Source organism: Streptococcus pluranimalium (genome assembly GCF_047785705.1).
Lineage (GTDB): Bacteria > Bacillota > Bacilli > Lactobacillales > Streptococcaceae > Streptococcus > Streptococcus pluranimalium_A.
This window is the reverse complement of record NZ_JBLOJV010000020.1, coordinates 1-21912: the sequence shown is the minus strand read 5'-3', so window position 1 is coordinate 21912 and position 21912 is coordinate 1. Positions and strand designations below refer to the sequence as shown.

The window sequence follows — 21912 nt, the reverse complement described above, 5'->3', positions numbered from 1 at the left end:
GCTGAGAAACACTCTCAGCCCTTTTAAAATGGGAGGGAAAATGAATCAAGAAGTCTTACTACAAATGATGAGAGCCACTATTCCTCGTGATAGAGCCTTGCTTGAGGCGTTTTTATATTACCAAGCAGAGCATTTTGATGAGGAGTGGGATAGTCTTATTCGTCAGTTTATGACCAATAGGCAGGGAATCAAAAGATCTGTTCAGGTACTTCACTTTGAGACAGATGTTTCAGCTTTTGTCCAGGCTAGTCCCTATGATACTGCTCATGATCTATTGACCTATACACAAGTTTTCGGCCAAACTGGTCTCCAAAAACTCGACAAACTATCGCCGTCTGAAAAAGACTTGGTGATTGAAGTGGCCTTGTTCAATCTTGCCACTCGTTTTCAATTATTAGACTCAAATGGACACTACCAAACTATTTCACCAGATTCTCTATTACAAAAGAGTAGGGGAGCTAATTTGGTCAATGTGTATCGTGTGGCTAATAATTTAGCGGATCGGATTAGCCGAGATATTGAACAGTTTCTCTTAACTTACGAGCCTGAGCTGGAGACAAGAGCTGATGAAACAGTTCTAGAAAATGAAGAAACTGGTGATGAGCACAAAGCTAGTGTTCATCAAGCAATATCATTTAGAGAAGAGGGATCGCTAATTATTGCTAGTTTGGATGTAGATTTGTCTCAACTAGATGTTCAAATAGGAAAAACCAGTCATCTGCCAGCTTATGAAGAGTTATCCTTACGACGTAAATTTGAGATTCTAACATATTTTGACCAAATTCGAAATGAACGTTCCAAAGTCCCAAGTTTTAGACGAGGTGATTTTGATACTGATATGGAAATGATACCAGTCTTTGAGGGAGAAGAGTTACTAACCTATCTAGAGGCTAATGGTAGTCCCTATGAGCTGAAACGAACGCTGACCACAGTCGAAGAAAAGGAATTAGAAAAAATTGGACAAGCCATTAGGATAGAAAATCAAGAAAAATTGACTCAGGTAGGGATTGATTTATCTCAGTTTGAATCAGACCAAGTCGGTATTTTATTGGATGCGGCAGGTCGTTTTCGTTTGAAAAATGCGGACCTTGCTTTATTAGGTGGTTATCCCAAAGCCTCGGTAACCCAACTAGCCCTTACGACAGAACTACTCCAAATGGGATTGAGTCATGAAAAGGTTGAATTTTTCTTTGGTAGCCATCTTTCCCTTGAAGAGTTGCGACAAGTTGCCTACGCCTTTTTACACCAAGAACTCAGTAGAGAAGATGCGGAACATTTTGAAAAAGATAAACGCAATCAGCCAGATTTAACCCTCAGAGATTGGATGAGCAAGCTAGAGAAAGCTGAGAGAAAAGAAGTAGTTGATGAAGAATTTGCGGAAAATCCACTAGTCCAGAGAGTATTGGACACTTTTCCTCTGGGGTCATTGGTTTCCTATAAGGGACAGGCCTTTGAGGTCGTGTCGGTCAGCGATGCTCGATTGAACGGTTTGATTCGGATTGAGTTAGTCAATGACTTTTCGGATATCATTGAACAAAATCCAGTTCTTTATTTGAGGACCTGGGAAGAAGTCAGTCAGGCACTTCATCAGCCAAAGACAGAACCACAAACAGAGTTAGCAGAAGCGGGCCAAGAACTAAATCTTTTTTCATTTCTGGAAGAGGAGCGAGTTCAGAGTATTGGACTATTGGAACCAGATGGTTCAGAAAAAGGTCATAACGATACTGATCTTGAAGAAACAGATAATCAAATTCCTGAAGAGGAAGTCGTCGAAACAATTCCAGAGATTCCAGTAATGGACTTTTATTTTCCAGAAGATATGACGGACTTTTATCCAAAGACTGCTAGAGATAAGGTTGAGACAAACATTGCGGCCATTCGTTTGGTTAAAACACTTGAAACGGGACACCGCCAGGCAAGTAAAAATGAACAAGAACTCCTTGCCAAGTATGTAGGCTGGGGTGGACTAGCCAATGAATTTTTTGATGACTATAATCCAAAATTTTCTAAGGAACGAGAAGAACTGAAAAGCCTAGTCACAGATAAAGAGTATTCGGATATGAAACAGTCCTCTCTGACAGCCTATTATACAGACCCTGCCCTTATCCGTCAGATGTGGGATAAGTTGGAAAGAGATGGCTTTACAGGTGGCAAAATCCTAGATCCTTCCATGGGAACAGGGAATTTCTTTGCAGCAATGCCCAAACACTTAAGAGAAAAGAGTGAGTTATATGGTGTGGAATTAGATACAATTACAGGAGCTATTGCCAAACACCTTCATCCCAATAGTCACATTGAAATTAAGGGCTTTGAGACGGTGGCTTTTAACGATAATAGTTTTGATTTGGTGATTTCAAATGTGCCCTTTGCCAATATACGAATTGCGGATAACAGGTACGATAGGCCTTACATGATTCATGATTACTTTGTCAAAAAGTCACTTGATTTGGTCCATGATGGTGGACAAGTAGCGATTATCTCTTCAACAGGAACCATGGATAAGCGAACAGAAAACATTTTACAAGATATTCGTGAGACAACTGAATTTCTTGGTGGGGTTCGACTGCCTGATTCTGCCTTTAAGGCCATTGCAGGAACGAGTGTCACAACGGATATGTTATTCTTCCAGAAACACCTGAACAAGGGATATGTGGCAGACGACTTAGCCTTTTCAGGTTCCATTCGCTATGACAAGGATAGTCGCATTTGGCTCAATCCTTACTTTGATGGAGAATACAATAGCCAAGTGCTAGGAACCTACGAGGTCAGAAATTTTAACGGCGGAACACTGTCTGTTAAGGGGACTAGTGATGACTTGATTGTAAGTGTCCAAACTGCTCTAAATCACGTTAAGGCCCCAAGAGAAATTGATAGAAATGAGGTCATCATTAACCCAGATGTGTTGACCAAACAAGTCATTGATACCTCCATTCCAGCTGAAATGAGGGAGAATCTAGGTCAGTACAGTTTTGGTTATCAGGGGTCTACAGTTTACTATCGAGATAACAAAGGCATTCGAGTCGGAACCAAGACGGAAGAAATCAGTTACTATGTCGATGAAGAGGGCAACTTCAAAGCATGGGACACCAAGCATTCTCAAAAGCAGATTGATCGCTTTAATGCCTTAGAAGTGACTGATAGCACTGCTCTGGATGTCTATGTGACCGATGATGCAGCCAAACGTGGTCAGTTTAAGGGATATTATAAAAAGACAGTTTTCTATGAAGCTCCTTTGTCTGATAAAGAAGTGGCACGAATCAAAGGAATGGTCGATATTCGCAATGCTTACCAAGAGGTCATTGCCATTCAACGCCATTATGACTATGATAAGAAGACCTTTAACCACTTGTTAGGTAAACTCAATCGTACCTATGATAGCTTTGTCAAACGCTATGGGTATTTGAATAGTGCTGTGAACCGCAATCTTTTTGATAGTGATGATAAGTATTCGCTTCTTGCTAGTTTGGAAGATGAAAGTCTGGATCCAAGTGGAAAGTCTGTTATCTATACTAAATCTCTTGCCTTTGAGAAGGCTCTAGTGCGTCCTGAAAAAGAGGTTAAAAAGGTACATACTGCCCTTGATGCCTTAAATTCGAGCTTGGCTGACGGACGAGGTGTTGATTTCGCTTATATGATGTCTATCTATCAGGTTGATTCGCAGATGACCTTGATTGAGGAGTTAGGCGACCTCATTATGCCTGATCCTGAGAAGTATTTGAATGGAGAATTGACCTATGTTTCTCGCCAAGACTTTCTGTCAGGGGATGTCGTTACCAAGTCAGAAGTGGTGGACCTATTCGTCAAACAAGACAATCAGGACTTTAACTGGTCACATTATGCAGGACTTCTAGAAGCTATTAAACCAGCACGTATTACTTTGGCAGACATTGATTATCGAATCGGTTCACGCTGGATTCCTTTGTCTGTTTACGGAAAATTTGCCCAAGAAACCTTTATGGGGAAAGCCTATGAACTGTCAGACCAAGAAGTAGCAACAGTCCTTGAAGTCAGTCCCATTGACGGGGTTATCACTTACCAATCTAAGTTTGCCTACACCAATTCCAACGCAACGGATAGGAGTTTAGGTGTCCCTGCTTCACGCTATGATAGTGGTCGAAAAATCTTCGAAAATCTCCTGAATTCCAATCAACCAACGATCACAAAACAAGTTGTCGAAGGGGATAAGAAAAAGAATGTGACAGATGTGGAGAAAACAACGGTCCTACGTGCCAAGGAAACACACCTACAAGAACTCTTTCAAGGTTTTGTAGCAAAGTATCCAGAAGTCCAACAAATGATTGAAGACACCTATAATAGGCTCTACAATCGTACAGTATCAAAGTCCTATGATGGTAGTCATTTAACCATTGATGGACTTGCCCAGAATATCTCCTTACGTCCTCACCAAAAGAATGCCATTCAACGAATTGTGGAGGAAAAACGTGCCCTACTAGCCCATGAGGTAGGGTCTGGAAAAACCTTGACCATGCTTGGGGCAGGATTCAAACTGAAAGAACTCGGAATGGTACATAAACCACTTTATGTGGTGCCGTCTAGTCTGACTGCTCAGTTTGGTCAAGAAATCATGAAATTCTTCCCAACCAAAAAAGTCTATGTGACCACTAAGAAAGACTTTGCCAAAGCCAAACGTAAGCAGTTTGTGTCTCGGATTATTACAGGGGATTATGATGCGATTGTCATTGGGGATTCCCAGTTTGAGAAAATACCGATGAGTCGTGAAAAACAGGTCACCTATATCAATGACAAACTTGAGCAACTCAGAGAAATCAAGCTAGGAAGTGATTCTGATTATACGGTGAAAGAAGCGGAGCGTTCGATTAAGGGATTGGAGCACCAGTTGGAAGAACTCCAAAAACTAGAGCGAGATACCTTTATCGAATTTGAAAACCTTGGCATTGATTTTCTCTTTGTGGATGAGGCTCATCACTTCAAGAATATCCGTCCAATCACTGGACTTGGGAATGTAGCCGGCATTACCAACACGACTTCAAAAAAGAACGTAGACATGGAGATGAAGGTGAGACAGGTTCAGGCAGAGCATGGAGATAGAAATGTCGTTTTTGCGACAGGAACACCAGTTTCTAACTCTATTAGTGAACTTTTCACCATGATGAATTACATTCAACCTGATGTTTTAGAGCGATACCAGGTATCCAATTTTGATTCATGGGTTGGGGCTTTTGGGAATATTGAAAACTCTATGGAACTAGCCCCGACAGGAGATAAGTACCAACCCAAGAAACGGTTCAAGAAATTTGTCAACCTTCCTGAACTCATGCGAATCTACAAGGAAACTGCCGATATTCAGACCTCAGATATGCTCGACTTACCTGTACCTGAAGCTAAGATTATTGCGGTGGAAAGCGAGTTAACGCAAGCTCAGAAATTCTATTTAGAAGAGCTGGTAGAGCGTTCGGACGCTATCAAGTCAGGTAGTGTTGATCCAAGTAGAGATAACATGCTTAAAATCGTGCGCTGTTAAGCGTAAAAATGTATCTCCCTCACAGAGGGATATTATTGAAAGTAAATAATAGGAGCAACTAACTAACCTAGCGGGGAAACCCAAAGGGGACAATAGCATGTTAGTAAAGCGGATAAGGAGCGAGTTACAACGCTTTGATGTGCCGCAAGTTCCGTAACCTATGGTTAAGGCTAAACTGCTTGAACCTCAATTCTGACTAGGTGCAAAGCATCGCCCATCGGAAAGTAACTGAGACCGATGTTACTGTATATTCGTTGTTGTGATTTTGGACGAATAACTTTCTACAGTAAAAGAGCATACGATAAGTATGAATAAAGGAATGAGTGAGGAACCTAAGGGTTACTAGAACGTACATTTTTAACGAATAGCAGGATTGCCTAAGAGGGGAGACCCTTATGGTAACGGAGTCACCGTAGTAGTCCGAGCAAGGGAAATCCTTGTACATGGCGAAGGGTGACAGGTAATTTCGATTAGTTAGAAAGGATTAGGTGCGTGGGATGCGTACAGCCAAAACTATTTTAACGGTCATTCATGAACGTGGAAAACAAGATAAACCACTCGAAAGGGTTTATAAGTTACTATTTAATCGTGAACTCTATCTGATAGCCTATGCAAAGTTATACCCGAATAATGGAGCAATGACAAAGGGTGTTTCAGAGGAAACGATTGATGGAATGTCTATTCAAAAAATAGATATGATTATTGAACAATTAAGACGAGAAACCTATTATTGGAGACCAGCTAGGAGAGAGTACATTCCTAAAAAGAATGGAAAACACCGTCCTTTGGGAATACCAGTATGGAGTGATAAACTTCTTCAGGAAGTGATTCGCATGATATTAGAAGCCTATTATGAGCCACAATTTAGTGAACATTCTCATGGTTTTAGACCAAAAAGAGGGTGTCATACAGCTTTACAAGAAATTCAGACCTGGAAAGGGACACGTTGGTTCATAGAAGGAGATATCTCTAGTTATTTTGACACGATTGACCACGATGTATTAATCACTATGTTGTCTAGACAAATTCAGGATGGTCGGTTTATTAGGCTTATCAAAAATATGCTTGAGGCAGGATATCTTGATGATTGGAAGTTTCACAAGACTATTAGTGGAACACCGCAAGGTGGAGTTATTAGTCCTTTATTAGCTAATATCTATTTACATCAATTTGATAAGTGGGTCGGTGAAGAACTGATACCTCAATATACAAGAGGTAACAAGCAGAAAGCAAACTCAGCCTATAATCGTTTGAGTAGAAGAATTAAATGCTATCAGGATAAAGGAGATTATAAAAAAGCTCATCAGTTAATTGTTGAGAGAAGAAATCTCCCTTCAGTTGATACTTATGATACCAGCTATCGGAGATTAAGATATGTTCGGTATGCGGATGACTTTATTCTAGGCTTTACAGGTTCAAAAGCTGAGGCAAAGGCTATAAAGAAGCAAATTGGAGACTTTTTAAATACTAAGTTATCTTTGGAGCTTTCTCAAGAAAAGACTTTGATTACCCATGCGACTGGAGAATCAGCTAAATTTCTGGGATATAAGATAAAAGCACAACGTGTCAATGATTATATTGATAACAAAGGGAGACGGAGTGCCAATGGTGTTATCGCATTATTTGTACCTGCATCAGTTATTGAAAGCAAATGCCGCCAATACATGAAAAATGGTAAAGCTATTCATCGTAATAACTTATTGCATGATGATGACTTTAGTATCGTTCAAACTTACCAACAAGAATATAGAGGGTTGGTTCAATATTATATATTGGCACAAAATTTGTCATGGTTCTCAAAAGTCTATTGGTATATGGAAACATCACTCCTTAAAACATTAGCATTTAAACATAAGTCATCCATTAATAAAATGTTAGCTAAATATAAGACTACCACAACTAGCACGAATGGCCGAACTGTGCCGTGTTTACAGGTAGTTGTGCCTCGAGAAGATAAACCTCCTCTAGTTGCAACATGGGGTGGCATTTCACTTTCTTATAAAAAGAAAGCTGTAATAGAAGATGCTCCGTATCAAGTTTATGGTGGTCGAACAGAGCTTATCAAGCGATTACTCGCAAATAAGTGTGAGCTATGTGGAAGTGAGGAGAACATAGAGGTACATCATATCAGAAAATTAGCAGACTTGAACAAACACAATGGGAAATTAGTTCCAAAGTGGAAAGAAATCATGTCAGCAAGATGTCGAAAAACGCTAGTGACTTGTCGGGATTGTCACCATGCAATACATAATGGTTCAATAAATACACGTTTATGAAATGAAATTACTGGAGAGCCGGATGATGCGAAAGTATCATGTCCGGTTCGGTGGGGGGATAATGGAAAAGGGGTCGCAATGACTACCTCGCTAGTATCCTACCCTACACAGGAGAAGCCAGAAAACTAGCCATTGATATGCGGTTGATTGACCCTGCTTACTCCTTATCGGATAATCAGAAAATCCTTCAAGTAGTGGATAATGTCGAACGAATCTACCGTGATGGAGCTGAAGACAAAGCCACTCAGATGATTTTTTCAGATATTGGAACTCCTAAAAGTAAGGAAGAAGGGTTTGATGTCTACAATGAACTGAAAGCTTTGCTGGTTGATCGAGGGATTCCAAAAGAAGAAATTGCCTTTGTGCATGATGCCAATACTGATGAGAAGAAAAATTCTCTGTCACGAAAGGTCAATAGTGGTGAAGTGCGGATTCTCATGGCTTCTACGGAAAAAGGTGGAACGGGTCTAAACGTGCAATCACGCATGAAAGCTGTCCACCATTTAGATGTTCCTTGGCGTCCCTCTGATGTAGGACGGATTTTGCGGACATTCAAAATAAAAAAGAATGTGGAGGTAACAGACAATGGCAAAGACAATTTTTGAGGAAATGGGCGGCAAATACGAAAGGCAAGGCGATTATTTAATACCGTGCTTAACTGTACCCGCCGAAGAAGAACAGCCGATAGGCATCTGGGGACAGCGGCATTTGGATTATCTGAAGCATCACTGCAAAGTTACATACACCAATCTTCTTACAAGCGGCAGACTTAACGCTTACCTTGCCGACATTGACAGACAGGCACAGGAACGCTTTGAAAGGCTCATAGAGGGTATGAAACAGGCACAGGGCATAACGGAACAGCTAAAGGCAGAAAACGCCTTAGAATGGACAGGATGCCTCAATAACATAAGGGCTTGTGCGAGGGAGATTGTGGAAAAGGAAATTATTTTTGCATAAACAGATGATTAGTGGCAGGGGGAAATCCTGCCGCTTTTTCTGCTTTAGTTTGTCAGCTTGACAAATAAAGGGTTAAGGAATATAATTAGATTCAGTATTATACAAGGAGTTAATAAATATGCGGCAAGATATTCTTAAATAAACTGTCAATTTGATAGTGGGAACAAAAAGTAGCAGTCCCGTTTCACTTTTAATATGGGGCTTAGTTTTTTGTACCCAGTTTAAGAATACTTTTATCATGTAATTTTATATGCCCGAAAACATATAAGTGTTTTGGGGCTATTGGAGTTATTTACCCAGTGATAGGAGTATTTATCACTGGGTATTTTTATGCCCTTTTTTGGGTGTTGATAGGAGGAAAATCACATGAAAATAATTAACTTAGGCATTCTGGCTCACGTTGACGCAGGAAAGACAACATTAACGGAGAGTTTATTGTATACCAGTGGTGCAATTGCAGAACCAGGGAGCGTAGATAAAGGCACAACAAGGACAGATACAATGAATTTGGAGCGTCAAAGGGGAATCACTATCCAGACAGCAGTGACATCTTTTCAGTGGGAGGATGTAAAAGTCAACATTATAGATACGCCAGGCCATATGGATTTTTTGGCGGAAGTATACCGTTCTTTATCCGTATTAGACGGAGCAGTATTATTAGTTTCTGCAAAGGATGGCATACAGGCACAGACCCGTATACTGTTTCATGCACTACAGACAATGAAGATTCCGACAATTTTTTTCATCAATAAAATTGACCAAGAGGGGATTGATTTGCCAATGGTATATCAAGAAATGAAAGCAAAGCTTTCTTCGGAAATTATAGTGAAGCAAAAGGTTGGGCAGCATCCCCATATAAATGTAACGGACAATGACGATATGGAACAGTGGGATGCGGTAATTATGGGAAACGATGAACTATTAGAGAAATATATGTCAGGGAAACCGTTTAAAATGTCAGAACTGGAACAGGAAGAAAACAGGAGATTCCAAAACGGAACGTTATTTCCCGTTTATCACGGAAGTGCTAAAAACAATCTGGGGATTCGGCAGCTTATAGAAGTGATTGCCAGTAAGTTTTATTCATCAACGCCTGAAGGTCAATCTGAACTATGCGGGCAGGTTTTTAAGATTGAATATTCAGAGAAAAGGCGGCGTTTTGTTTATGTGCGTATATATAGCGGAACATTGCATTTGAGGGATGTTATTAAAATATCTGAAAAAGAGAAAATAAAAATCACAGAGATGTGTGTTCCGACAAACGGTGAATTATATTCATCCGATACAGCCTGCTCTGGTGATATTGTAATTTTACCAAATGATGTTTTGCAGCTAAACAGTATTTTGGGGAACGAAATGCTGTTGCCGCAGAGAAAATTTATTGAAAATCCTCTCCCTATGCTCCAAACAACGATTGCAGTAAAGAAATCTGAACAGCGGGAAATATTGCTTGGGGCACTTACAGAAATTTCAGATGGCGACCCTCTTTTAAAATATTATGTGGATACTACAACGCATGAGATTATACTTTCTTTTTTGGGGAATGTGCAGATGGAAGTCATTTGTGCCATCCTTGAGGAAAAATACCATGTGGAGGCAGAAATAAAAGAGCCTACTGTTATATATATGGAAAGACCGCTTAGAAAAGCAGAATATACCATCCACATAGAAGTCCCGCCAAATCCTTTCTGGGCTTCTGTCGGGTTGTCCATAGAGCCGCTCCCTATTGGAAGCGGAGTGCAGTATGAAAGCAGAGTTTCACTTGGATATTTAAACCAATCGTTCCAAAATGCGGTTATGGAGGGGGTTCTTTATGGCTGCGAGCAGGGGCTGTATGGATGGAAAGTGACAGACTGTAAAATCTGTTTTGAATATGGATTGTATTATAGTCCTGTAAGTACCCCCGCAGACTTTCGGCTGCTTTCCCCTATCGTATTGGAGCAGGCTTTAAAAAAAGCAGGGACAGAACTATTAGAGCCATATCTCCACTTTGAAATTTATGCACCGCAGGAATATCTCTCACGGGCGTATCATGATGCCCCAAGGTATTGTGCAGATATTGTAAGTACTCAGGTAAAGAATGACGAGGTCATTCTGAAAGGAGAAATCCCTGCCAGATGTATTCAAGAATACAGGAACGATTTAACTTATTTCACAAATGGGCAGGGAGTCTGCTTGACAGAGTTAAAAGGATACCAGCCAGCTATTGGTAAATTTATTTGCCAACCCCGCCGCCCGAATAGCCGTATAGATAAGGTTCGGCATATGTTCCACAAGTTAGCTTAACAGCTTGCAAAAGTCATATAAAATGAGATTTGAAAGGATTAGAGACTAATTATGATGAAATGCGAATGGATATTGTGTCCTGTTTGTGGGAGCAAAACCCGTAATAAAATTAGGAAGGACACTGTTTTGGAGAATTATCCCCTTTATTGTCCAAAATGCAGACAAGAAAGCTTGATTAAAGTTGACAACTTGAAGATAACTGTCATCAAAGAGCCAGACGCTTAAGACGCAGAGCCGATGAAATTGTGGAACAATTCACGAATCATCGGCTCTTTTTGTTTCGTATTTGAAAGAACAAACTCACCAAATAAAAAAAACGATATTCGGGTGGGTTATTTTGTTATACCCTAAATTACCCTCTGAATTTGTTTTTAAATTTGGAGGGATTTTTTTATGTTCTTTTTTCGGGCGGTTATTCATCTGCTCATACGAAGTAAAATTTATCAATACATAGCATATCAGAGAATGGCAGGAAACCAGTTAAAAAAATTTCTGCCAGTGCAGCGGTACTTCTCACCTTGAAAGTGGAAGTACAATCTCCATACAACAGAATTTGTATTTCCCATAACCGTGAAGGTCACAGAGCCTTTGCGGTTTTTCTTTTGTCGTTTTTTGTTGGAAAGTGCCGCAGGGCTGTTTCTGGTGTGCGTTGCCGCTCCCCGCCTCTCCATCTGGATTTTTACATTTCAAAAATTCAGATTGGAGGTATTAGCGGTGAAATACGCACCAAGAAAAGTATATATCAAAGAAAGCGGCGGCTATGTGGAACTGTCCTATACGGATTTCTGCCGCCGCAGGCAAGCCGACAAGGGATATATGGACAAGCTGTTTATCCCCGTCCAAGGTTGTCTGCTTGAAGTCGTAAGGGAGCAATATGCGGACTTCTACCGTGACAGGGAGCGGTGGCGTTACCTGCAAAAATTAGATGCGAGGAACAGCCTGCTATCTCTGGACGGATTTACGGACAGCGAGGGGAATCCTCTGGACTTTATCGCTGATGAAGTGGCGGACATTGCGGAAACCGTTGTCAATGCTGTTATGGTGGACAGGCTGAAAGCCGCCCTGCCTTTGTTGTCGGATAGTGAGCAGGAGTTGATACAGGCAATCTTTTTTGACGGACTTTCCGAGCGTGAAGTCGGGGCGAGGTTAGGCATAACCCAGAGCGTTGTGAACAAACGCAAAGCCAGAATCCTAAGAAAACTAAGAAAGATAATAGAAAATTAAAATTTAAGGCGTTCAGCCCCCTTGTTTTTTCCTTTGGGAAAATGAGGGGGCTTTTCTCTGCCCTCTCAATCAATTCTGATTGGAGGAAGAAAGAATGGCATACAACCACGGACGGGAGGACAGGAAATGGCGTATCTGGAAAGAAGCGGAGGAAAAGCTGCTGCGTGAGTGCGGCGTTGATGAAGTGACCATTGAGCAGATACGCATAGCGGACAGGGCAGACTTCAATTCCAACAGGCGGTTTTACCGATGGACGAATGACGTTGCGGAATACCTTGAGGACATGGCAGACAGGGAGCGGCAAGCGGAGGTGAATACAGTTGCGGAGTTACTGGACGAGATTGAGAGCGAAAATCTCTATCAAGTATTAGTCACGGTGGACGGGCGTACCTTGAAAATCGTCCTGCTGAAAATGCAGGGGTATTCCACAAAGGAGATTGCCCCACTTGTGCATTTGACGACTGGTGCCATCTATGCGAGGTTAGACCATCTGCGGAAGAAGCTTCGGAAAATTTTGTAAGCGTCTAATACATCCCATTATTCTGCGGGCTACTGGGTGGGGAGTGGAATCTCCCCGCTTATTTTTGGCAGGAGGAAAACGGGATGGCATATAAAGCTAAGGCGTACACGCTTCGGGAGGAATCCACGGAAAGCGGTATAAGGTATTTTATCAGTTTTAAGGACGGGCAGGGGGAACACCACGAACTGGAAGTATCCGAGCAGTTATTCTTTGAATTTCGGCAGATGGAACGCAGGAACAGGAATCTTCTCCAATGGGACGAGCGGCACAGGGAGTTTTCGGAAGTATGGGACGAAACGCTGAACAGGCGGGCGTTAAAGCTGCCTAAGAGCATTGAGGAACAAATGATTGAAGCAGAACGGGCGGAACTGCTCTGTAAGGCGGTTGACAGACTGCCAGAGATACAAAGGCGACGTTTCCTGCTCTACTACGAGTATGAGTTCAATTTTTACCAAATCGCCGCTATGGAGCATTGCACCGCTTCTGCAATACAGAAATCCGTTGCTGTTGCAAAGAAGAAAGTAAAAGCGGAAATGAGGAAATATCTCCAACCATGACCGACACCGCCCGAAAAAGAAATCTGTTTTTTATTTGTGTGGGATTGGCGGTATTACATACTCTCACTTTTTTCGTGGGAGTAAATCTATTTTTAAGGAGGTCAACGCCTATGTGCAACAAAAACAAGATAACTGCCCGAAAGGAGGAAACCCATGCAGAAGTTACAGACAGTCAACGCCGAAACGCTCCTTTATGAGCCGCTTGAGAAGCCGTCCTTTGTGGTGGACAGCCTTATCCCCACAGGCTTGTCGCTGTTCTGCGGCTCACAGAAGATAGGCAAGAGCTGGCTCATGCTGAAGCTGTGCTTATGCGTGTCGCAGGGAATCCCCTTATGGGACATGACGACAATGGAGGGCGATGTGCTTTACCTCTGCCTTGAGGACACGTTCTGCCGCATACAGGACAGGCTGTTCCGTTTGACGGACGAAGCGAGCGGGCGGCTTCATTTTGCCGTGGCAAGCTGCAAGCTGTCAGACGGTCTTATCGTGCAGCTTGAGGATTATCTGAAAGACTATCCAGACAGCAGGCTCATTGTCATTGATACCTTGCAGAAAGTCCGTACAGCTTCAAAAGACAACGCCTATGCAAGCGACTATGGGGACATCTCCCTAATCAAAGATTTTGCCGACAGGCACTCTCTGGCGGTCATTGTCGTACACCACATCCGAAAGCAGAATGACAGCGATGTGTTCAACAAGGTGTCTGGGACGACAGGCTTAACGGGGAGTGCGGACGCTACCTTTGTTCTGGAAAAGGAGAAACGGGCATCTGACACCGCCAAGCTGTATGTAACGGGCAGGGACACGCCCTATCAGGAATACACGCTCCGTTTCCGTGATTGCAGTTGGGAACTTGTGGAGAGGAAAACGCAGGAGCAGCTTGCGAAAGAAACGATACCAGATGTCCTTTTTCGGTTGGTGGATTTTATGAGGGATAAGGAAGAATGGGCAGGCACGGCAACGGAGCTGTTAGCCGCTATGGGGGAAACGGAAACCATACCCACGGTGATTACGAAATGGCTGAATGAATATCACACCACATTTTTAAGCGAGAACCGTATCTGCTACCAGTACAGCCGCAGGAAAGACGGCAGGCAGATTGCCCTTGCAAGGAGGGCGGGTGACAGCGGTGACGGCGGTGACAGCGATATTGGGATACCCCCTGTTACTGTCATTGACGCTTAAAGCCATGTAAAGTTGGCGGCTCTGCCCTGCGGGTGACAGCGGTGACGGCAGTGACAGTGATTTTAGGATACCCTGCCGCTGTCATCCCTACGGGAGAACACCCCGCAAACGCAAAATGCAGGCGTGGGATTCACCCGCCCTTTTCGGGCGTGTAAAATCACCCCTGCGGTCAGAAAAATCTCTCCGATTTTTCCGACTGCGTTTACAGGGTGTAACACACTACACTTTGCCCTGCAAAGAGCCGTGTGCCAGACGTTCCCTCTGGACTCCCTTATGGCAGGTCTTACGCCCTGCTATCCTACGCCTTGCGGCTTCGGATAAAAGAACGGCGGCATGACGGTTACAGCTCTTGCGAGGGAGTATCCCAAAAACACCGTCACCATCGTCATGACCGTCATGCAGGGGATAAGGGTGACAGTTACGGCAATCGGCAGGGGGCATCCCAAAACTGCCGTCACCACCGTCACCGCTGTCACCCAAAGGGCAGTTACCCGCCGAAGAAAGGAAGATGATGGATTATGCCCTATGCAATCCTGCGTTTCCAGAAACGCAAAGCGGGCGGCGTTGCGGCTTGCGAACGCCACAACGAGCGGAAGAAAGAAGCCTACAAAAGCAACCCAGATATCGACATGGAACGCTCTAAAAATAACTATCATCTTGTCGCACCGCCAAAGTACACCTATAAGAAAGAGATTAACCGAAAGGTAGCCGAAGCAGGGTGCAGGACAAGGAAAGACAGCGTGATGATGGTGGAAACGCTCATCACGGCTTCACCAGAATTTATGAACCAGTTACCGCCCGAAGAACAGAAAGCGTATTTTACGATGGCTCTGGATTTCATTTCGGAGCGTGTCGGGGAGCAGAATATCCTCTCCGCAGTCGTCCACATGGACGAGAGAACGCCCCATATGCACCTCTGCTTTGTGCCGATTACACCAGACAATAAGCTGTCCGCCAAAACAATTTTAGGCAATCAAAAGAGCCTGTCGGAGTGGCAGACCGCCTACCATGAGCGGATGTCCTCACGTTGGAATCAGCTTGAGAGAGGTCAATCTTCGATGGAAACCAAGCGGAAACACGTCCCCACATGGCTCTATAAGTTGGGCGGCAGGCTTGATAAGCAGTATGGGGAAATCGTGTCTGCCCTGTCCGACATCAACGCCTTTAACGCAGGGAAAAAGCGTGACAAGGCTCTGGAACTGGTTGCCGCATGGCTGCCCGAAGTGGAGAAATTCTCTAAGGAAATCGGCAGACAGCAGGCGTATATCGACAGCTTAAAGGAGCAAATCGGGCAGGAAGCCGACTATGCAGGGCGTATGCGTGATGAAAAGTACGAGCAGGAATTAAAGGTGCAGAAAGCCAACCAGAGGATATTTGAATTGCAGAGAACCAACGAGCAGATGGGGCGGCTGCTCTCAAAGATACCGCCAGAAGTGTTGGAAGAATTACAGAGAACAGGCAGAAACAAATCAAGAGAAAGGTAAAAAGTGAATGAAGAAACAGGATTTTAAGGTGTTAAAGACCAAAGATTTATACCCGTTTCCCGACAATCCGTTTCATGTTGTGGAGGATGAAACGCTGTCAGAGTTAGCGGAAAGCATCAAGGAATTTGGCATTGTCACGCCGATAATCACACGCCCGAAAGAGGACGGGAACGGTTATGAAGTGATTGCGGGGTAGCGGCGTGTCCGTGCGTCCGAACTTGCAGGTATAAATACCGTGCCTGCATTTGTCCTGCCCTTAGACCGTGACCGAGCCATCATCACCCTTGTAGACAGTAATTTACAGCGTGAAAATATCCTGCCATCGGAGCGGGCGTTTGCCTACAGGATGAAATCCGAAGCCATGAAGCGGCAGGGTTTCCGCACAGACTTAACCTCGTCACAAGTTGTGACGAAGTTGCGGACGGACGACAAAGTGGCACAGGGCTTCGGCGTGGGCAGGATGACCGTCCAGCGTTTTATCCGCCTGACGGAACTGATACCGCCGATTTTGCAGATGGTGGACGAGGGGAAAATCGCCCTCACACCTGCGGTGGAACTGTCCTTTTTGAAGAAAGACGAGCAGGAAAATCTCTTTGCCACGATGGAGAGCGAAGAAGCAACGCCCTCACTCTCACAGGCACAGCGGATGAAAAGCATGAGCCAGAGCGGGCAGCTTGACATGGATATGATATTTTCCATTATGACGGAGGAAAAGGGAAACCAGAAAGAAACCTTGAAAATCAACACAAGCAAACTGAAAAAATACTTTCCGAAGGACACAACGCCGAAGCAGATGGAGGAAACCATCATCCGACTTCTGGAACGTGAGTTGCAGAGAAAACGGAGCAGGGACAGCCGCTAACCTTCTTTTTTCGGGAAGTAAATGCAGGAATTTGGAACAGAAGAAAGACAGAATTTTAAGGAGAATGAGGTAAGGAATGAAAGAAATCCAGTATGAGATTGTAAAGGAAATCGCCGTATTGTCTGCGAGTGACAGCGGCTACACAAAGGAAATCAATCTTATTTCATGGAACGGGAGAGAGCCGAAATATGACATCCGCAGCTTTTCCCCGAACCGTGAGAAGTGCGGAAAGGGTATCACGTTGAACGCTGATGAAGCAGCGGCACTCCTTGAAGCATTACAGAAAGAAGTAAACAGCGGGGATTGATGGTATCTGATTGACAGGGCGGGGCGTTTCCAGACGTTCTCCTGCCCTGTCTGGAAAGGAAGATTTAAGTATGGGCGAGGATAGGAAAACAACTGGAAGAAGAAAGCGTATTGTGCCAAAAGGGCAAGTACAAATGATTATCAGTCGAGAATATATCGGCACACAGACCGTTGCAGAAGCGTTTGTCCCGATTATCTCCGAGGATATTCGGAAGAAGATTGCCGAGGGCGACACCTTCGACAATGAGGGGCTGTCCGCTTAGAATGTACGCAATGGAACATGAAAACGTTAGGACAGATATGGAGGTTTTACAGTATGGCAGGAATAAGAACGGAGAACAAGATTTATGAAGTCGGCATTTACTGCCGCTTATCAAAGGACGATGGCACGGATAACGAGAGTGCGAGCATTGCGACACAAAAATCCATCCTCACGGATTATGTGAAAAGGCAGGGATGGCATTTAGCAAAAACGTATGTTGACGATGGCTACTCTGGAACAAATTTCCAAAGACCAAGTTTCCAGAATATGATTAAGGACATTGAAAACGGGCTGATAAACTGCGTGATTACAAAAGATTTATCCCGTCTGGGGAGGAACTATCTTGATTGTGGGTTATATCTGGAAGTCTTTTTCCCAGAGCATAACGTGAGGTATATAGCGGTCAATGACGGCGTGGACACCTTAAACAAATCCGCTATGGACATCACGCCTTTCCGCAACATCCTAAACGAAATGTATTCTGCCGATGTGTCAGTCAAGATAAAATCGGCGTACCGTGCGAGGTTTCAGCAGGGGAAATTCATGGGAACAACAGCCCCTTATGGCTATGTCAAAGACCCTGCCGACCACAACCATCTGCTGATAGATGACAAAGTTGCCCATGTGGTAAGGGAGATATTCGACCTTGCGTTAGCGGGCAACGGCATCGCCAAAATCCGCAAGCACATCAACAAACAGCATATCCTACGCCCTGCCGCTTATGCGGTGGAGCAAGGGGCAACAGGCTATGAGCGGTACTTTGAGGATAACGAGGAAAACCGTTATATTTGGAGCGAGAACAGCGTGAGGGGCATTTTAAGAAGCCCGATATATGCGGGCAACCTTGCAGGCTACAAGCGGATTGCAGCCAACATGAAAAGCAAGAAACGCCCCTCTAAGCTGCCCGAAGAATGGGAAGTGATACCAGACACCCATGAGGGGATAGTCACGCAGGAGGAATTTGACACCGTACAGCAGCTTATGACGAGCCGCAGGCGGGAGCAGAACGCAGGGGGATTTGAGAATATCTTTTCGGGCGTTATCAAGTGTGCGGACTGCGGCTATGCGATGCGGGCGGCGAGTGCCAACAGGAGGAAACGCCCCGACATCATCGACTGCGTACAATACACCTGCAATAATTATGGCAGATATGGCAATGTTATGTGTACCGCACACAGCATTGAAGCGAGGGACTTATTCAATGCCGTCCTTGCCGACATCAACCGCTTTGCGGATATGGCGGTCAATGATGAAAAGGCGGTCAGAGCCATAGAAAGGCGGCTCACGGAAACAGACCAGAGCAGGGCGAAATCATTAGAGAAAGAAAAGAAGAAGCTGAACAAACGCCTTGCGGAGCTTGACAGGCTGTTTTCCTCTCTCTATGAGGACAAGGTAATGGAGCGTATCACGGAGCGGAATTTTGAGATGATGTCGGGGAAATACCAGAAAGAGCAGCTTGAAATTGAAGCACGGCTGAAAGAGGTAACGGAAACGCTCAATGACAGCTATGAGAAATCGCAGGGCGTGAGGGACTTTCTATCCCTAATCCGCAACTATCAGGGGCTGAAAGAGTTGGACGCAACCATCATAAACGCACTCATAGACAAGATACTTGTTTCGGAACGTGAGAAACTTGCGGACGGGACAGTAAGGCAGGAAATCAAGATTTACTATAAATTCATCGGCTTTGTCGGTGAATTACATATCACACCCACAAAGCGGTGGACGGCGTTAAAGCCTAAAAATTGTACGGTGTGCGGTGTTGAATACGTCCCCAGCTCTGGAATATCAAAGTATTGTCCCGCTTGTGCTAAGAGGATACAGAGGGAGAAATCAAACGAGAGCAAACGCAGGAGTAGGGAGAGGAACCGAAGGGCATGTATTGAACTGTCCGCAAAAAATGACCGACTGATATTGTCCAGCGAAATGGACGACTGATTCGACAAGGGAATATGCACCAGGAGGTGGATATTTATCACTATATCACTAAAGGGAGCTTTGACAATTACCTCTGGCAGACACAGGAGAATAAGCTCAAATATATCACTCAGATTATGACCTCAAAAGACCCTGTGCGGTCGGCAGAAGACATTGATGAACAAACCATGACAGCTTCTGACTTTAAGGCTTTAGCCACTGGAAACCCCTATCTCAAACTCAAAATGGAATTGGAAAATGAACTGACAGTTTTAGAAAATCAAAAACGAGCTTTTAATCGCTCAAAAGATGAATACCGCCACACAGTTTCCTATTGCGAGAAGCACATCCCTACTATGGAAAAACGGTTGAGTCAATACGATAAAGATATTGCCCAATCTTTGGCAACAAAGGCGCAAGATTTTGTCATGCGATTTGACAATCAAGCAATGGATAATCGTGCTGAAGCTGGGGACTATCTGCGAAAACTCATTACCTATAACCGCTCAGAAACTAAGGAAGTTCGGACTCTGGCCAACTTTAGAGGATTTGATTTGAAAATGACTACACGAGGTGCTAGTGAGCCCTTACCAGAAACCATTTCTTTAATGATTGTAGGTGATAACCAGTATACTGTCGCACTTGATTTGAAATCAGACGTGGGAACCATTCAACGGATTAGCAATGCCATTGACCATATCATGGATGACCAAGAAAAGACGCAAGAGCTGGTAAAGGATTTAAAGGATAAGCTACGAGTAGCCAAAGTAGAAGTTGAAAAAGTCTTTCCAAAGGAAGAGGACTATCAGCTTGTAAAGGCTAAGTATGATGTTTTGGCTCCCTTGGTTGAAAAAGAAGCAGAGATTGAAGTGATAGATGCAGCTTTGGCCAAGTTTAGTGAAGATACAACACTCCAAAAGAAGCAACAAATAGCACTTGAGATATAAGAAAAAAGGCTGACAAATAATTTTGAACGCGGTAAAATGAAGTCAAGAAATCACAAAAGGAGAATAGATCATGACCCAAACACTAGAAGAAATGCGTTATCAACTTGAAGATTGGTTGGCACAAGGCTTTACGAGTCCAGAAGATAGAGCAACCTACCAAACCTTAAAGGAACAGTATGAAGACGAAACTCTTGATTATAGCTTTTCAAAGCGTGAAATCACTGGACAGCTGGAACTTATCATCACAACTCGTGAGTATGATTTTCCAAACTTAGATGAGGTGACGAAGGCAGAATACCTTGATTTGGTTGCCCAACTTGATGAACTTGACCAGGAACAGGCTGACTATTATCGCAAGCAATTAACCTAGAAAGAGGTGCAAGATGTTGGAGCAAATTCTACAAAGCCTTTTGATTATCGTAGCAATAGGACTGATGTTGTTTGTCCTTTATCGGATTGTGAAAGTTTCAGGTGCTTTGTTTCTTATCGGACTCATCAGTGGATTAGTCTTTATCGAAATCTATGGAGTTTACCTCTTCTTTACTGAGAGATACCTTTATACAGAAGATTTAGCAACTAATGGAGTTTGGAGTTTTACAGGATTTTTTATTGCTTTGAATCTATTTCTTGTTTTTAGCATTATTATGAAGTGGTGGAGAAATAGAACAGTTTAACACGGAGGATTACCAATGGGTAGTCCTTTTTCTTGTGATAAAATCTCCAAGCTAATCTTGATATGATGAGGCTATCACTAATAAAGGAGTAAGCCATGTTAAATAAAGTGAAGGCTCGATTTCTGATTGGAATCGGAGGTTTAATCGCAGTCAGTTTTATGGTCATGATTGGCTACACGATTGGCTCACAATCCGTTTCAAAACAAACAGAGAACCAAATACGAGCAGAAGCCAATAAACTTGTGTCAAAGAAAAAGCAGGAGGAAAGAGCGACAGTCCTATCAGATGAGCTTGTCAAAGAATTTCTCACTCAATATTTCACCAAGGTCCAGTTGGGTGAAAATAACGCTCGTATCAAGCCCTACATGACGGATTCGGCATTTTCAGAAGAGGAAGCAAATCAGAATAAAGCGATCAATCAAGTTTATAAAGATTATATGCTTGACTACCGATTCGAATCACGTCGAGGTAGTTGGTTTGCTGGTGAAAGCCTAGAAACGGTTGAACGAAAGTATTATTAAAAGCCTTGGAAACAAGGATTTTTGCTTTGGGGTGGGGAAGTATCAGAGTGACTACCTCAGTTGAGGTAGTTGAGATATTGGTGAATTTGAGAGGGATTTATTTCCGTAGACACAAAGGGGGGACATGGGTAAAGGAGTATGAGGGAATAGATATCCCCCCCTCTCTTTTTGCTAAATCGAGAAAAGTATAGATAAAAAATCGTCAAAAATATCGCTTATATCGCAACAGATAGCTGGACGTATCTTAGTTTCAACGGTAATATGTACATACCAAAATGGAAAAGAGAAAATAAGATGGTGAGTATACAGCCGAGATTGAACGCCTTTGAGGAACTTGCGGAGGTGTTCCGAAAAACCTACCTTGAGCTGGAAGTTGGAGAGACTGTTGAAATTGGAAGATTGTCTCCACTTAAGGTTGACTACCCAGT

General features: G+C 43.4%; 15 protein-coding genes and 5 pseudogenes. 19 read left to right on the top strand and 1 reads right to left on the bottom strand.

Annotated elements, in window-relative coordinates; translation table 11 throughout:
• Positions 1-40 precede the first annotated feature (40 nt).
• The 10 genes and pseudogenes from ACMZ6Z_RS06100 to ACMZ6Z_RS06055 form a co-directional block, all read left to right on the top strand.
• Positions 41-5491, top strand: a pseudogene (locus ACMZ6Z_RS06100) (DEAD/DEAH box helicase family protein); the annotation flags it as partial.
• A 509-nt stretch (positions 5492-6000) separates the two neighbouring features.
• The gene (locus tag ACMZ6Z_RS06095) at positions 6001-7779 is read left to right on the top strand and encodes a reverse transcriptase/maturase family protein (RefSeq protein ID WP_256778522.1); all 1779 of its coding nucleotides are present in this window, start codon (positions 6001-6003) and stop codon (positions 7777-7779) included.
• Positions 7780-7871: 92 nt separating this feature from the next.
• Positions 7872-8384, top strand: a pseudogene (locus tag ACMZ6Z_RS06090) (hypothetical protein); the annotation flags it as partial.
• Complete coding sequence (locus tag ACMZ6Z_RS06085) at positions 8365-8739, top strand: TnpV protein (RefSeq protein WP_001140406.1); 375 nt, start codon at positions 8365-8367, stop codon at positions 8737-8739. The pseudogene ACMZ6Z_RS06090 and the gene ACMZ6Z_RS06085, both read left to right, overlap by 20 nt.
• Before the next feature lie 366 nt (positions 8740-9105).
• Positions 9106-11025, top strand: coding sequence for a tetracycline resistance ribosomal protection protein Tet(O) (gene tet(O) / locus ACMZ6Z_RS06080; protein WP_000691759.1), 1920 nt, complete (start codon positions 9106-9108; stop codon positions 11023-11025).
• Positions 11026-11076: 51 nt separating this feature from the next.
• Positions 11077-11250: a cysteine-rich KTR domain-containing protein gene (locus tag ACMZ6Z_RS06075; protein ID WP_011528024.1), complete on the top strand. Its 174-nt coding sequence runs from the start codon at positions 11077-11079 to the stop codon at positions 11248-11250.
• Between the two features lie 489 nt (positions 11251-11739).
• Positions 11740-12249 (top strand): sigma-70 family RNA polymerase sigma factor, encoded by a 510-nt coding sequence (locus tag ACMZ6Z_RS06070; protein ID WP_416131702.1) that lies wholly within the window; start codon positions 11740-11742, stop codon positions 12247-12249.
• A gap of 94 nt (positions 12250-12343) precedes the next feature.
• A complete protein-coding gene (locus ACMZ6Z_RS06065) occupies positions 12344-12769 on the top strand; it encodes a sigma-70 family RNA polymerase sigma factor (RefSeq protein WP_000323896.1) in 426 nt (141 codons plus the stop codon).
• A gap of 83 nt (positions 12770-12852) precedes the next feature.
• A complete protein-coding gene (locus ACMZ6Z_RS06060; RefSeq protein ID WP_000323521.1) occupies positions 12853-13326 on the top strand; it encodes a sigma factor-like helix-turn-helix DNA-binding protein in 474 nt (157 codons plus the stop codon).
• A gap of 153 nt (positions 13327-13479) precedes the next feature.
• The gene (locus ACMZ6Z_RS06055) at positions 13480-14511 is read left to right on the top strand and encodes an AAA family ATPase (protein ID WP_001170965.1); all 1032 of its coding nucleotides are present in this window, start codon (positions 13480-13482) and stop codon (positions 14509-14511) included.
• A 219-nt stretch (positions 14512-14730) separates the two neighbouring features.
• Here ACMZ6Z_RS06055 and ACMZ6Z_RS06050 read toward each other — a convergent pair whose 3' ends face one another.
• Positions 14731-14991, bottom strand: a complete 261-nt coding sequence (locus tag ACMZ6Z_RS06050; protein ID WP_177190712.1) for a hypothetical protein — start codon at positions 14989-14991, stop codon at positions 14731-14733.
• Positions 14992-15029: 38 nt separating this feature from the next.
• On the opposite strand from ACMZ6Z_RS06050, the gene mobV reads away from it, so the two are divergent.
• The 9 genes and pseudogenes from mobV to ACMZ6Z_RS06005 all read left to right on the top strand — a co-directional run.
• Complete coding sequence (gene mobV, locus ACMZ6Z_RS06045; protein ID WP_001145977.1) at positions 15030-15995, top strand: MobV family relaxase; 966 nt, start codon at positions 15030-15032, stop codon at positions 15993-15995.
• 7 nt (positions 15996-16002) lie between these two features.
• Positions 16003-16857: pseudogene (locus ACMZ6Z_RS06040) on the top strand (ParB/RepB/Spo0J family partition protein).
• 76 nt (positions 16858-16933) lie between these two features.
• Positions 16934-17164: a YdbC family protein gene (locus tag ACMZ6Z_RS06035; protein ID WP_000659121.1), complete on the top strand. Its 231-nt coding sequence runs from the start codon at positions 16934-16936 to the stop codon at positions 17162-17164.
• 70 nt (positions 17165-17234) lie between these two features.
• Positions 17235-17426, top strand: coding sequence for a hypothetical protein (locus tag ACMZ6Z_RS06030; protein WP_000503424.1), 192 nt, complete (start codon positions 17235-17237; stop codon positions 17424-17426).
• A 53-nt stretch (positions 17427-17479) separates the two neighbouring features.
• Positions 17480-19363, top strand: a complete 1884-nt coding sequence (locus tag ACMZ6Z_RS06025) for a recombinase family protein (RefSeq protein ID WP_000907413.1) — start codon at positions 17480-17482, stop codon at positions 19361-19363.
• Positions 19330-20289, top strand: a pseudogene (locus ACMZ6Z_RS06020) (hypothetical protein); the annotation flags it as partial. The gene ACMZ6Z_RS06025 and the pseudogene ACMZ6Z_RS06020, both read left to right, overlap by 34 nt.
• Positions 20290-20359: 70 nt before the next feature.
• The gene (locus ACMZ6Z_RS06015; RefSeq protein ID WP_024408864.1) at positions 20360-20659 is read left to right on the top strand and encodes a DUF5962 family protein; all 300 of its coding nucleotides are present in this window, start codon (positions 20360-20362) and stop codon (positions 20657-20659) included.
• 13 nt (positions 20660-20672) lie between these two features.
• Positions 20673-20963 (top strand): DUF5966 family protein, encoded by a 291-nt coding sequence (locus tag ACMZ6Z_RS06010; RefSeq protein WP_024408865.1) that lies wholly within the window; start codon positions 20673-20675, stop codon positions 20961-20963.
• A 95-nt stretch (positions 20964-21058) separates the two neighbouring features.
• Positions 21059-21424 (top strand): annotated as a pseudogene (locus ACMZ6Z_RS06005) (peptidylprolyl isomerase); the annotation flags it as partial.
• Between the last annotated feature and the right edge of the window lie 488 nt (positions 21425-21912).

Bases quoted from the DNA above. Each gene is read 5' to 3' on its own strand.
- mobV (WP_001145977.1), top strand. From the start codon at position 15,030: ATGCCCTATGCAATCCTGCGTTTCCAGAAACGCAAAGCGGGCGGCGTT.
- ACMZ6Z_RS06030 (WP_000503424.1), top strand. From the start codon at position 17,235: ATGGGCGAGGATAGGAAAACAACTGGAAGAAGAAAGCGTATTGTGCCA.
- ACMZ6Z_RS06085 (WP_001140406.1), top strand. From the start codon at position 8,365: ATGGCAAAGACAATTTTTGAGGAAATGGGCGGCAAATACGAAAGGCAA.
- ACMZ6Z_RS06015 (WP_024408864.1), top strand. From the start codon at position 20,360: ATGACCCAAACACTAGAAGAAATGCGTTATCAACTTGAAGATTGGTTG.
- ACMZ6Z_RS06010 (WP_024408865.1), top strand. From the start codon at position 20,673: ATGTTGGAGCAAATTCTACAAAGCCTTTTGATTATCGTAGCAATAGGA.
- ACMZ6Z_RS06065 (WP_000323896.1), top strand. From the start codon at position 12,344: ATGGCATACAACCACGGACGGGAGGACAGGAAATGGCGTATCTGGAAA.
- ACMZ6Z_RS06095 (WP_256778522.1), top strand. From the start codon at position 6,001: ATGCGTACAGCCAAAACTATTTTAACGGTCATTCATGAACGTGGAAAA.
- ACMZ6Z_RS06025 (WP_000907413.1), top strand. From the start codon at position 17,480: ATGGCAGGAATAAGAACGGAGAACAAGATTTATGAAGTCGGCATTTAC.
- ACMZ6Z_RS06035 (WP_000659121.1), top strand. From the start codon at position 16,934: ATGAAAGAAATCCAGTATGAGATTGTAAAGGAAATCGCCGTATTGTCT.
- ACMZ6Z_RS06055 (WP_001170965.1), top strand. From the start codon at position 13,480: ATGCAGAAGTTACAGACAGTCAACGCCGAAACGCTCCTTTATGAGCCG.
- ACMZ6Z_RS06060 (WP_000323521.1), top strand. From the start codon at position 12,853: ATGGCATATAAAGCTAAGGCGTACACGCTTCGGGAGGAATCCACGGAA.
- ACMZ6Z_RS06075 (WP_011528024.1), top strand. From the start codon at position 11,077: ATGATGAAATGCGAATGGATATTGTGTCCTGTTTGTGGGAGCAAAACC.